Annotated in this window: 7 protein-coding genes; all 7 read left to right on the top strand. The window is 35.9% G+C overall.

The window, feature by feature from the left end; translation table 11 throughout:
• Positions 1 to 123 precede the first annotated feature (123 nt).
• Positions 124 to 1,698 (top strand): MFS transporter, encoded by a 1,575-nt coding sequence (locus IMCC3317_RS15395; RefSeq protein ID WP_160130382.1) that lies wholly within the window; start codon positions 124 to 126, stop codon positions 1,696 to 1,698.
• Between the two features lie 6 nt (positions 1,699 to 1,704).
• Positions 1,705 to 2,361, top strand: a complete 657-nt coding sequence (gene pgmB, locus IMCC3317_RS15390; RefSeq protein WP_160130381.1) for a beta-phosphoglucomutase — start codon at positions 1,705 to 1,707, stop codon at positions 2,359 to 2,361.
• A gap of 61 nt (positions 2,362 to 2,422) precedes the next feature.
• Positions 2,423 to 4,732, top strand: a complete 2,310-nt coding sequence (locus IMCC3317_RS15385) for a glycoside hydrolase family 65 protein (protein WP_160130380.1) — start codon at positions 2,423 to 2,425, stop codon at positions 4,730 to 4,732.
• A 455-nt stretch (positions 4,733 to 5,187) separates the two neighbouring features.
• The gene (locus IMCC3317_RS15380; RefSeq protein ID WP_160130379.1) at positions 5,188 to 7,113 is read left to right on the top strand and encodes a glycoside hydrolase family 13 protein; all 1,926 of its coding nucleotides are present in this window, start codon (positions 5,188 to 5,190) and stop codon (positions 7,111 to 7,113) included.
• A 238-nt stretch (positions 7,114 to 7,351) separates the two neighbouring features.
• Positions 7,352 to 9,421, top strand: coding sequence for an alpha/beta hydrolase (locus IMCC3317_RS15375; protein ID WP_160130378.1), 2,070 nt, complete (start codon positions 7,352 to 7,354; stop codon positions 9,419 to 9,421).
• Entirely contained in the window at positions 9,411 to 11,825 is a 2,415-nt protein-coding gene (locus IMCC3317_RS15370) for a TIM-barrel domain-containing protein (RefSeq protein ID WP_317172551.1), read from the top strand. The genes IMCC3317_RS15375 and IMCC3317_RS15370 overlap by 11 nt, the downstream gene beginning before the upstream one ends.
• A 37-nt stretch (positions 11,826 to 11,862) precedes the next feature.
• On the top strand, positions 11,863 to 13,302 hold the full coding sequence (locus tag IMCC3317_RS15365) for an alpha-amylase family glycosyl hydrolase (RefSeq protein WP_160130377.1): 1,440 nt from the start codon (positions 11,863 to 11,865) through the stop codon (positions 13,300 to 13,302).
• The last annotated feature ends 590 nt before the right edge of the window (positions 13,303 to 13,892 follow it).

Here is a 13,892-nt window from a genome sequence, read left to right as displayed (position 1 = left end):
TTTCAAAAAAACTATTATATTTACAGCATAAAAATCAAGACTTATATTTTTATCTCTCAAAATAAAAGTAAGTTTTGATAAGTCATAGCGCTTATCGTAGTACTAACTAATTACTTTACGATAATGAAAAAGCGTACGTTAAGTTTTTGGGAAATTTGGAACATGAGTTTCGGTTTCTTAGGAATACAATTTGGGTTTGCCTTACAAGGCGGATTCATGTCTAGAATATTTCAAACTCTCGGTGCTGCTAAAGACGACATTCCAATGTTATGGATTGCTGCTCCTTTAACAGGCTTAATTGTACAACCAATTATTGGATATCTCAGTGATCGCACTTGGCATTCCAGATTAGGAAGAAGAAGACCTTATTTCCTTATTGGAGCCATTTTGAGTTCGCTCGCGTTGTTCTTTGTGCCACATTCGCCAACATTATGGATGGCAGCAGGTTTCCTTTGGATTCTTGATGCTTCTATTAATGTTTCAATGGAACCATTTAGAGCATTAGTAGCTGATAAATTACCTGAATCACAACGATCGTATGGTTTTGTTGTGCAAACACTTATCATTGGTATTGGAACTTGGGTTGCGAGTAACTTACCTTGGATGATTTCCGAACTTGGTGTCAGTGATGCCGCCGCAACAGGAGTTGTTCCTATGTCCGTAAAAGTAGCGTTTGCTATTGGAGCCTTCATATTCTTAGTTAGTATATTATATACCATTTTTACGACCTCAGAATATCCTCCGGAAGACATGGAAGAATTTGAAAGAGAGAAAAAACAAAAAAACAGATTCATTCCAGATATTATTGAAAATATTGGTAGCATGCCAACAACAATGAAACGTTTAGGTGTCATTCAATTTTTTAGTTGGTTTGCTTTCTTTACGATGTGGAGTATGGCAAATCCTGCGTTAACGGAGCATGTATTCAAAAATCCTAATCCAACAGAAGAAGTATACGCACAGGCGGAAAAAAATGATGCTTTCAAAAAACAAAATACACGTGATTTCTTAGCAATTGCCGCAAAAGACAGCATATTTGTAAAAAATGCGATCAAAGACACTTTAATTGCTAATGCGGATGTATCTAAAGAAATTTTAACTACGTACTCTTCTTTAAAAGGTGAAGCTGAAAAATTAACATACTTAGAAAGCAATGCGAGTTCTTTTCAAGATCAAAAAGTATGGTATTGGACGAATAATGATAAATTTCAAAAATCATCCAACTTAGTCGGTTATTACATGGGAACCTACGGATTATCGTCTATGGTTTTTGCATTAATATTGGTTCTGTACACATCTAGAAGAAGAATCAACAGAAAATTTATTCACATGGCTTCCTTAATTCTTGGTGGAATCGGATTCATCTTTATGTATTTTGTTCCTTCTCCCGATTATCTTTTCATCAGTTTCACACTTATAGGTTTTGCTTGGGGAAGTATTCTTTCCATGCCGTATGCTATGTTGTCAAGTGCGGTTGATCCGAAGAAAATGGGCGTTATCATGGGAATCTTCAATATGTTCATTGTAATTCCTCAAATTATTGCCGCTTTGGGCGGAATCAACTTTATCTCAGGACTTTTTGGCGAAGGTGCAATCAATGCAATGGTTTTAGCTGGAGTCAGTCTAATAATTGCTGGATTGTGTAATTTCTTAATTACCGACAAAAACGCAATTAGTTACCAAACAGAAGAAGCATAACATATCATGAATACAAAAGGATTTATATTCGATTTAGATGGTGTCATTGTTGATACTGCAAAATACCATTACCTATCGTGGAAACAACTTGCCAACGAACTAGGTTTTGACATCACGCTTACACAAAACGAACAACTCAAAGGAGTTAGTAGAGTCCGTTCCCTAGAAATTATACTCGGTTGGGGAAACAAAACACTCTCCGAAGAAGCGTTTGAAAAATACATGGCAGAGAAAAACGAAAACTACTTATCGCACATTGCACAAATGGACGAAGGAGAAATACTTCCCGATGTCCCAAAAATACTCAACTATTTACAAGAAAAACAGCAAGGAATTGCACTCGGATCAGCAAGTAAAAACGCACGGACAATTTTACAAAAGGTAAACCTATTCGAAAATTTTCAAGCCATTGCTGATGGAAACAATGTCAGCAAAGCAAAACCCGATCCCGAAGTATTCTTACTTGCTGCAAAACAACTAAACATAAAACCATCGGATTGTATTGTATTTGAAGATGCTGTTGCGGGCGTAACTGCCGCAAATGCCGCAGGAATGATTTCTATCGGAATTGGTTCCAAAGAAACACTCGGTCATGCAGATTATATCTTCAATGATTTTACCGAAATACAAACTAGTTTTATAGACGAATTAATAAATAGATAACAGAAAAAAGAACGCACAGCGATCTCAATTCTAACATCTAATATCTCACATCTTTAAAAAAATGAATCAGAATTATATACAGCCAGACAATTGGTCCATCATCGAAGAAGGATTTGATCCCGAAAGTGTCAAATCGTCCGAAAGTCTCTTCAGTATCGGAAACGGCGCTATGGGACAACGTGCTAATTTTGAAGAAAACTACACTGGCGCAACATTTCAAGGAAGTTACATTGCAGGCGTTTACTATCCAGACAAAACAAGAGTTGGTTGGTGGAAAAATGGCTATCCTGAATACTTTGCAAAAGTACTAAATGCGCCAAATTGGATCGGAATCAAAGTCACAATCAACGATGAAGTTTTAGATTTAAACGCTTGTAAAAAAGTGGAAGAATTCCGTCGCGAACTCAACATGAAAGAAGGTTGGTACGAGCGTACGTTTACGACAACCTTACAAAACGACATTCAAATAGAAGTTGCTTCCAAACGATTTCTAAGTTTAGATATTGACGAAGTTGGTGCAATTGCATACAGCATCAAACCAATTAATAATAATGCAACTATAAAATATTTGCCGTATTTAGATGCAGGAATCGAAAACGAAGATACCAACTGGGAAGAAAAATTCTGGGAAACCATTCAAATAAAAGCAGCTGGAAATCAAGCATTCATCGTTGCAAAAACGTTGAAAACAGATTTCCACGCATGTACATTCATGCAAACGGAATTAAAACTCGATGGAGAATCGTTACACTTACCAACGAATGTTTCTGAAAAATCAACAGAAATTGCATTTCACTATTCGCAAGAAGTCAACCCAAATGAAACATTCACGATTTACAAATATGGAGGATATACAGTTTGCTCAAATCATAACAAAAACGAACTAATTGCTGCCGCTAAAAAAGCATTGCAAAACGCAACTTCTTTAGGATTTGATACACTTTTACAAAATCAAAAAGAAGCGTGGGCAAAAATTTGGGAAATGGCAGACATTACCATTGAAGGTGATGTAAAAGCGCAACAAGGAATTCGGTTCAATATCTTTCAACTAAATCAAACATATCTCGGAAAAGATTCTCGACTCAACATTGGTCCAAAAGGATTCACAGGCGAAAAATATGGCGGAAGTACCTATTGGGACACGGAAGCGTATTGCATTCCGTTTTACATGACAACGAAAGATCAGCAAGTAGCTCGGAACTTATTACAATATCGTTACAATCACTTAGAAAAAGCCATTGAAAATGCTGAAAAACTTGGGTTTAACAATGGTGCGGCATTATATCCAATGGTAACGATGAATGGCGAAGAATGTCACAACGAATGGGAAATTACCTTTGAAGAAATTCACCGAAATGGCGCCATTGCGTTTGCCATTTTCAACTACACGCGTTACACTGGCGATTACAGTTACATTCCAGAAATGGGCTTAGAAGTCATGATCGGAATTGCGCGTTTTTGGCATCAAAGAGCAACATTTTCTACAGCAAAAGACAAATATGTAATTCTCGGCGTTACAGGTCCAAACGAATACGAAAACAACGTCAATAACAATTGGTACACAAACTATATTGCGCAATGGTGTATCAAATTTGCACAAGAAAACATTCAAAAAGTAAAACAAGAATACGCTTCAGATTACGAGCGAATCATGCAAAAAGTGCGACTCTCCGATCAAGAAATATCTTCGTGGATGGAAGTTGCGGAAAACATGTATTTTCCACGTAGCGAAGAATATGGCGTGTACTTACAACAAGATGGTTTCCTTGACAAAGACTTGGTAAGTGTTGCCGATTTAGACCAAAAACAACGTCCAATCAATCAAAAATGGAGTTGGGATCGCATCTTACGTTCACCGTACATCAAACAAGCAGATACGCTACAAGGTTTCTACTTCTTTGAAGATCATTTTACCACGCAAGAACTCGAAAAGCACTTCGATTTCTACGAACCATTTACGGTTCACGAATCATCACTTTCGCCTTGTGTTCACAGCATTCAAGCAGCAAAATTGGACAAAATGGACATGGCGTATACGTTCTATCTTAGAACATCGCGACTCGATTTGGACGATTACAACAAAGAAGTCGAAGAAGGTTTACACATTACGTCCATGGCAGGAACTTGGATGAGTATTGTAGAAGGATTTGGCGGAATGCGCATTAAAAATGATACACTTTCGTTTGAACCGCGAATTCCGTGGCAATGGAAAGGATATTCATTCAAAGTAAACTTTAGAAATCACATACTCAAAATAAATGTCACACACGATGGAACTACGTTCGAACTCGAAAAGGGAAACGACTTAGTCATTCTCGTAGATGGAATAAAAGTAGCAGTTACACCAAACAATTTGGTCACTGTATCTTAAAAATAATAAGGAGTTATTTCCTGCTTTCCGCTATATCTTTTTTTGCCTTAAGGCGAAACAAAAAAAGGATGCCGCTGCAATCAGGACTAGAAAATAGTAGTGAGTAGTGAGATTTTAGTATTGAGTGCCAAATTGGATCTCGATACAAAAAATGTGATCACATTTTTCACTCGATCTGACGTAAAGAGTTTATAACTAGCAGAAACGTCACTTCGAGTGAAATTTTGGAAAAATTTAGTATCGAGAAGTACTTTGAAACTAAGTGTTTCTTGTAACAGTAGTGAGTAATTAGATATTAGTATTGAGTGCCAAATTGGATCTCGATACTAAAAATGTGATCACATTTTCCACTCGATCTGACGATGCAGAAACGTCACTTTAATTGATTTTCATGTCACATCGAGCGCAGTCGAGATGCTCTTATAAAAGAAAATGTATGATCTAATAAAAATTCGATGAAAAAAATCATCTTAGTTACACTACTTACGTTTCTCTTCTCTTGCAACACAAAAGAAGACAAAACAACTATTGACTCAACCAAAATTTCATCTACAGAAGTAACAGAAATAAAAAACGACATTGAGCGCATAGAACCTCCACATTGGTGGACAGGTTTTAAAAACAACAAACTGCAACTTCTTGTAAAACACCCTGACATTTCAAAAGCTTCTGCAACTATTTCACAGGAAGGAATTACCATTGAAAAAATAACAAAAGGCGAAAGTATAAACTACTTATTTATTGATTTAGATATTTCAAAAAACATAAAACCTGGAAAATTTAATATCGAATTTAAATTCAAAAACGGCAAAAAGCTAACACAAACATATGAACTGAAGCAACGAGTAAAATCTGCGGAAGCGTTTGAAGGATTCAACAGTTCGGATGCAATCTACTTAATCACTCCAGATCGTTTTGCAAATGCGAAACCCGAAAATGACACATTCAAAAACTTACTCGAAACCAATGTAAATCGTAAAGACGATTATGCGCGACACGGCGGCGATATCAAAGGAATTACAAACAATCTAAACTATATAGATGATTTAGGTTTTACGGCAATTTGGTCGTGTCCGTTACTTACAAACGATATGAAACGCGGTTCGTATCACGGCTACGCAATTACAGATTATTACCAAGTTGATCCACGTTTTGGAACGTTTACGGAATACAAAGAATTGGCAGACAAGTCTAACGAGCGTGGCATGAAACTCATCATGGATCAAGTGGCAAATCATTGCGGATTGGAACATTGGTGGATGAAAGATTTGCCTTTTAATAATTGGGTAAACTATCAAACCGAATTTGAAAATGGTGAAAAAACAACCTTTTCAAATCACAGACGAACTTCCAATCAAGATATGTATGCTTCTGAAAGTGACAAAAAAGGAATGGCAAATGGTTGGTTTGTAGAATCCATGCCCGATTTGAATCAGCAAAATCCATTTATGGCAACATACATTATTCAAAACAGTATTTGGTGGATTGAATCACTTGGTTTAAGCGGTATTCGACAAGATACCTATCCATATCCTGACAAGGAATTTATGAGCAATTGGGCAGGCGCAATTATGACGGAATATCCTAATTTTTCCATTGTTGGCGAAGAATGGAGTTACAATCCGTTGCTCATTGGTTATTGGCAAAAAGGCGCAAAAAATAAAGATGGTTACGAAAGTAATCTGAAATCTACGATGGATTTTGCCATGCAACGCAAAACGGTAGAAGCCTTCACCGAAAAAGAATCTTGGGACAAAGGCTTGGTAAAAATCTATGAAGGTTTGGCAAACGATTTTCATTACGCAAGTCCAAAAGACATGTTTATATTTTCCGATAATCATGATATGAGTCGAATTTTTACACAATTCGACGGAGATATTGCGAATACGAAAATGGCATTGAGTTATCAATTGGTGTTGCCAAGAATTCCGCAAATTTATTACGGAACAGAAATCTTGATGAACGATTTTGCAAAACCGGGCGATCACGGATTAATCAGAACCGATTTTCCTGGCGGTTGGCAAGATGATTCCATAAATGCATTTACAGGAAAAGGTTTGACAGCAGCACAAAAAGACATGCAAACGTATCTGAAAAAACTATTGAACTTTCGCAAAAATAGCAAGGCAATTCACGATGGAAAAACAACACATTTTGCACCATTTATGGGAACATATTTCTTGTTTAGAACTTTGGGCGATGAAACCGTTGTGCATATTATCAACAAAAATGAAAAAGAAATTACGATTGACTTAAAGCGTTATGCAGAACTAAATTTGAAAGGAAAAACGTTGACAAACATCATTACAGGAGAGAAATTTACGTGGAATGATGTGATTGTATTGAAAGAAAAAGGAAGTATTATATTGACAACGAAATAAATAGTATTGAGAATTGAGATATTAGTATTGAGATAAGTTAATTTGACCATTCTTGTTTCAAAAGTGTTCTCGACTGCGCTCGAACTGACATTATGAAACGCGTCTCAATACTGTTTTTACCAAAACGTCACTTCGAGTGATTTTGAGGCACGAAAAATTGTATCGAGAAGTACTTTAAAACTAAAATATAGTATAACAAAATAGATTCTCGCTTGCGCAGGAATGACAAAAAAATATCATGAAAACAAATTTCACCATCATACTCATTGCATTCCTTTTCTTTTCGTGCAAAACGGAAAAAAAAGCAGCGACAACAAAGGTTGCAACTATTGTCATTAATACATTACCTCCCGATCACGATTTCAATAAAGACATTTACATTTCTGGTGATTTTGAAGGTTGGTCTGGCGGAAAAACGGAGTTCAAACTAGAACGAAAAGACAAAACATATAGCATTACACTTCCGAAACAGCAAAAAACCATCAACTTCAAATTTACCTTAGGAAATTGGGATTCCGTGGAAACAGACCTAAACGGAGAAATGATGGAGAATAGAAGTTATACGTTTTCCGAGATATCAGAAACCGTTACATTTGCCGTTCAAAATTGGGCAAGCCAAAAAACAGCGCAAGGAATTTCTACAAAACAACCAAATGTAGAAACCTTCGAGGAAAATTTCAACATTCCACAACTGAATCGTACTCGCAAAATTTCTGTCTATTTGCCTCCAAATTATGAAGCTTCCACAAAATCCTATCCAGTTTTATACATGCATGACGGACAAAATGTGTTTGATAAAGCAACTTCATATTCAGGTGAATGGGAAGTTGATGAAACGCTAAATAAACTGCATCAAACTCACGGTTTAGATCTTATTGTTATTGCCATTGATAATAGTGAAAACCGCATGCAAGAATATACTGCTTGGGAAAACAAAGAATTCGGGAAATCAGAAGGAAAACAATATGTAGATTTCATCGCAAATACACTAAAACCAGCAATTGACAAGAAATATAGAACAAAATCTGATTCAAAAAATACCGCAATTATGGGAAGTTCTATGGGCGGATTGATCTCACAGTATGCCGTTTTTCAATATCCGAATGTGTTTGGAAAAGCGGGCATTTTCTCGCCATCGTTTTGGTTTTCTGATAAAATTATTCCGTTTACCAAGAGTCGCATCGCGAAAGCGAAAAATTCCAAATTATATTATGTAATGGGCGAAAAAGAAGGTGGAAACATGGTGATTGATATGCAAAAAATTATCCATATATTAGAAACAAATAATTTCTCAAAAACGAATCTAAATTCTAAGTTTGCACCAAATGGCACACATAGTGAAGCTTTTTGGCGATCGGAATTTGAAGAAGCAATTCTGTGGTTATTTTCGGAAAATATTCAGCAAAAAAATATTGATTTAAAACCTATGATGAAAGAAGTTACAACTGCCAAATTAGCAAGCGGAAAACTCATGCGCGCTGTTGATTTTCCATCAAACTACGTGAAACCTAGAACTGTTGAGGTTTGGTTACCTACAAATTATTCAGCAACAAAAAAATACAATGTAGTGTACATGCACGACGGACAAAATTTGTTTGATGCAACTACGACTTGGAACAACCAAGAATGGAAAATAGACGAAACCGCTGCAAAGTTAATGAACGAAGGAAAAGTGCACGATTTTATCGTCGTTGCAATATATAGTGCTCCTGGATTGCGTTGGCAAGATTATTTTCCGCAGAAAGCATTTGGCTATATGAATGCAACCACACAAGAGGAAATTAGAGCAACTTCAAAAAAGAACAATTTTAGCTTGGAATTTAATGGAGATGATTATCTAAAATTCCTTACGGAAGAACTGAAACCGTACATTGACCAAACTTTCGCAACCAAAACTGAGCGTGAACATACGTTTATTGCAGGTTCTAGCATGGGCGGATTAATTTCGATGTACGCCATTTGTGAATATCCAGAAATTTTTGGTGGCACAGCCTGTCTTTCCACGCATTGGATTGGAATGATGCCAGTAGAAGACAATCCGTTTCCGACAGCAATTTTTGAGTATATGGAAGAAAATTTACCTTCGCCAGCAACGCACAAATTCTATTTTGATTACGGAACAAAAACGTTGGATCAGCATTATATACAATATGCAGAAAAGATTGATGTAATTTTTAGGAAGAAAGGATATACAAGTGAAAATTATAAAAATTTAGTGTTTGAAGGTGCCGATCATTCGGAAATTTCTTGGCAAAAACGATTGCATATTCCGTTTACATTTCTATTAAAAGCTCCTAATGGGCATTAAAAGTTTATACGCAATGAAAATATTTAAATTACTTATTGTTTCACTCCTTTTTTCGCAGTTTTCAGTTGCACAAAACGCGACTCGAGTTTTTCAAGGTTTTTCTTATGATGAAGAATCAGCTTCGATAATGATTCAAGTTACAGAAGGAATCTATACATTAAAAGCATACAACACAGAAATTATTGAAACGACATTTGTTCCAAAAAATCAAGACGAAAATAAAGATTCTCATGCTGTTGTGATGCAACCAACAATTCCAACAACTACGTATAGTAAAGATGCAACAACAATTCGATTCTCAACAGCGGGAATTTCGGCAACGATTACAAAATCTCCTTTTCAAATTTCATATAGTTATAAAGGAAAACCGATCATTTCTGAGAAAAACGGGTATCAAAAGATTGAAAATGGCGAAGCAATTCAGTTCAATCTCACCAAAGATGAAATTTTGTATGGCGGCGGCGCACGAGCGTTGGGAATGAATCGTCGTGGAAATCGTTTGAAATTGTATAATAGAGCACATTACGGATACGAAACACGTTCGGAATTGATGAATTTCACCTTGCCAATTGTACTTTCTTCAAATATGTATATGATTCATTTTGACAATGCACCGATTGGTTTTTTAGATTTAGACAGTAAAAAAGATAATACACTTACGTACGAAACTATTTCGGGACGTAAAACGTATCAAGTGATTGCTGGCGATTCTTGGATTGATGTGATCGATAATTATACCGATTTGACAGGAAAACAACCGTTGCCACCACGTTGGGCATTTGGAAATTTTGCGAGTCGATTTGGGTATCATTCACAAGCAGAAACCGAAGCAACTATTAAAGCATTTAAAGATGAAAAAATTCCTGTGGATGCTGTGATTTTGGACTTGTATTGGTTTGGAAAAGACATTAAAGGAACGATGGGAAATTTAGAAATCTATAAAGATTCATTTCCTGACGCAAAACAAATGATCAAAGATTTTAACGATCAAGGTGTGAAAACAATTTTCATCACAGAACCTTTTGTATTGACGACTTCTAATCGTTGGTATGAAGCTTCAAACTTAGGAGTTTTAGCGAAAGATTCTGTTGGAAATCCATTTAAATATGATTTTTATTTTGGAAATACTGGCTTGATCGATATTTACAATCCGAAAGGAGAAAAATGGTTTTGGAGTATTTATAAAGACCTTGCTGATCTTGGTGTTGCTGGCGTTTGGGGAGATTTGGGCGAACCAGAAGTTCATCCAGAAAAACTATTGCATCACACAGGAACAGCCAACGAAAAACATAATATTTACGGACACGATTGGGCGCGATTGGTTAAAGAAGGTTACGACCGAGATTTCCCTGAAACACGCCCTTTTATTTTAATGCGCGCAGGTTATTCGGGTTCGCAACGCTACGGATTGATTCCGTGGTCGGGCGATGTGAATAGAACTTGGGGCGGATTGCAATCGCAGCCGGAAATTGCGTTGCAAATGGCAATGCAAGGTCTGGGTTATATGCATTCGGATTTAGGTGGTTTTGCTGGCGCGAATTTGGACGATAAGTTATATGTACGTTGGTTGCAATACGGCGTTTTTCAACCAATTTACAGACCACATGCGCAAGAAGAAGTTCCGAGTGAACCAGTTTTTCGTTCCGCAAGAGCGAAAAAATTAGCTAAACAAGCTATTGAATTGCGATATAAATTATTGCCTTATAATTATACGATTGCTTTTGAAAATAATCAAAAAGGAACACCGTTAATGCGTCCGTTATTTTTTGAAGAAACTGATACTAAAGCCTTGTACACAAACGCTTCTACCTATTTATGGGGAAATGATTTTTTGGTGACGCCAATTGTAAAAGATAGTGTTCAAACTAAAGAAGTGTATTTTCCGAAAGATGCTGTTTGGTTTGACTTTTATACGGATGAAAAAGTACTTGGTGGACAAACAAAAATGGTCGCTACTCAAGAAAATTTGATTCCTGTGTACGTTCGTGGTGGTGCGTTTATTCCGATGGCAAAACCGATGCAAACGACTGCTAATTATGATCAAAATACATTCGATTTGCATTATTATCACGATGAGCGTATTCACGAAAGTGAACGAAAACTTTATAATGACAATGGATTGTTGTCAAACGCGTACGAAAAAGGAAACTACGAATTACTCGAATTTGAAAGTGAGTTTGAGAAAAGTAAACTTGAGATTGAGCTAGAAGCTGAAACTGGTATAAATTATTCAACAAGTAATAAAAAAATTGATGTGTTTGTTCACAATATCAACAAGAAACCTAGAAAGGTAAAATTTCGTGGAAAGCGTGTCAAATTTGATTGGAACAAACATACTAAAACGTTGTCTTTTTCAATTAAATGGAATACAAAGAAGAAAGAAAAATTAATCATCAAATTATAAAAATTCAATTTAAAAACCATTTATAAACTAACGTATAATGAAGAAAATCCCTTTATTTTTAATTACACTATTTCTTTTTATTTCGTGTGAAACGGAAAAGAAAGAAGCTGAGAAAACTCCAGAAATCAATGAAAAAACGATTGCTGCAGTTTCTGATGAAATGCTAGAAAACGCAGTTATTTACGAAGCAAATATTCGTCAATATTCAAAAGAAGGTTCGTTTGATGCGTTTACGAAAGATATTCCGCAGTTGAAAGATTTGGGCGTAAAAATCATCTGGCTGATGCCAATTTTCCCAATTTCGGAGACGAAACGAAAGGCTACTGGCGGTGATTTTGCAAGTAAAATTGAAGATCCCGAGGAACGTAAAAAGCATTTGGGAAGTTATTATGCCGTTTCAGATTTCACTAAAATTAACCCTGAGTTTGGAACTATTGAAGATTTTAGAGCACTTGTAAAAACTGCGCATGATAACGGAATATATGTGATTTTGGATTGGGTTCCAAATCATACAGGTTGGGATCATACGTGGCTGAAAACAAATCCAGAATTTTATACAAAGAATGCCAAAGGCGAAATTACCGATCCGTTAAATGAAGATGGAATTCCTGTTGGTTGGGCAGATGTTGCTGATTTGAATTATGACAATAAAGAATTGCGCAAAGCGATGATAAAAGATATGAATTTTTGGTTGACAGAGGAAAATGTAGATGGTTTACGTTGCGATGTTGCAGGTTCGGTTCCGACAGATTTTTGGCAAGAAGCAATTCCGAAATTGCGAGAAACTAAAGACATTTTTATGCTTGCAGAAGCTTGGGAACCTGAGTTGTTGAAAAATAATTTGTTTGATATGGCGTACGGTTGGGACACACATCACCGCATGAATCATATTGCAAAAGGTGAAGAAACTGTTGCTGATTGGGACAAACGCATGCAACAGATTGATTCGTTGTATGAACGCAATGATATTTTGATGAATTTTGTAACGAATCATGATGAGAATTCTTGGAATGGAACTATTGAAGAACGCATGGGAAAAGGTGCTGAAGCGTTTACAGCATTGAGTTTTGTTGCACCAGGAATGCCGTTAATTTATTCAGGACAAGAATATGATATGAAACATCGTTTGAAGTTTTTTGAGAAGGATGAGATTCCAAAAGAGAAAGGAAAAACGTGGACGCTGTTAGAGAAGTTAGGTTCTTTGAAAGCTTCAAATGCAGCATTGAATGGTGGAAAAAATGCCGCTTCTTATACTAAAATTTCAACAAGCAAAGCTGCTAATGTATTGGCGTTTAAGCGTGAGAAAGGTGGAAAAAAAGTGTATTATATTGGAAATCTTTCGAAAGAAGCAGTTATTACAAAAATTGATCTTGCTGGAAGTTTTTCAAATTATATGAATGGTGATATGGTAACTTTTAGAGAAGGACAAGATGTTGCTTTACAGCCTTGGCAGTATATGGTTTTGGTTGCTCAGTAAAAAGACATGAGACCGCTACGCTGAAAGACATGAGATATGAGACTTTTTCAAGGTAACGGTGTTGGATTATTAGATTGTTAGATTGTTAGATTGTTAGATTAAAAATATGAATTCTTAAAAACCTAACTGGAAATTTGGAGAAGATTCCCCTTTTCAGGGGAATTAGTTCAACTTACCATTTTGAGTGCGCCTTTATCGGCTTCTCAAAATGGAGTTTCACTAATCAAAAAGAGCTTCCTTGCGGAAGCTCTTTTCTTTTACCAAAAAAAAATTGGTTAATGTTATTTGGGGTCTTAGGGTAATAAGGGAAATAATTTATAACCAATAAATTACTTTAACCATGAAAAAAAGTTAAGGTCAAATATACTATCTCTATTTCATAAAACCCTATCTATTAGACAACAACTACTAAACCTTCGATGAATGTATACTTTTTGTAGGTGAATGTAAATTTTGATGACGGCTTACTGTCAAAATCATTGATTTTATTGAGGTGATACGGTGAAAATTGACATTTAAATGTCTTTAAATTCTCTAAATTTAAGTTTTTAAAGTTTCTGCGACTAATAGTCCTGTAAAGCGCATTTTGA

This window comes from Kordia antarctica (genome assembly GCF_009901525.1).
Lineage (GTDB): Bacteria > Bacteroidota > Bacteroidia > Flavobacteriales > Flavobacteriaceae > Kordia > Kordia antarctica.
The sequence above is the reverse complement of the archived record's forward strand: the minus strand, read 5'-3'. Positions and strand labels throughout refer to the sequence as shown.

What these genes read in the sequence shown, in the direction of transcription:
- IMCC3317_RS15395 (WP_160130382.1), top strand. Translation starts at nt 124, where the DNA reads ATGAAAAAGCGTACGTTAAGTTTTTGGGAAATTTGGAACATGAGTTTC.
- pgmB (WP_160130381.1), top strand. Translation starts at nt 1,705, where the DNA reads ATGAATACAAAAGGATTTATATTCGATTTAGATGGTGTCATTGTTGAT.
- IMCC3317_RS15385 (WP_160130380.1), top strand. Translation starts at nt 2,423, where the DNA reads ATGAATCAGAATTATATACAGCCAGACAATTGGTCCATCATCGAAGAA.
- IMCC3317_RS15380 (WP_160130379.1), top strand. Translation starts at nt 5,188, where the DNA reads ATGAAAAAAATCATCTTAGTTACACTACTTACGTTTCTCTTCTCTTGC.
- IMCC3317_RS15375 (WP_160130378.1), top strand. Translation starts at nt 7,352, where the DNA reads ATGAAAACAAATTTCACCATCATACTCATTGCATTCCTTTTCTTTTCG.
- IMCC3317_RS15370 (WP_317172551.1), top strand. Translation starts at nt 9,411, where the DNA reads ATGGGCATTAAAAGTTTATACGCAATGAAAATATTTAAATTACTTATT.
- IMCC3317_RS15365 (WP_160130377.1), top strand. Translation starts at nt 11,863, where the DNA reads ATGAAGAAAATCCCTTTATTTTTAATTACACTATTTCTTTTTATTTCG.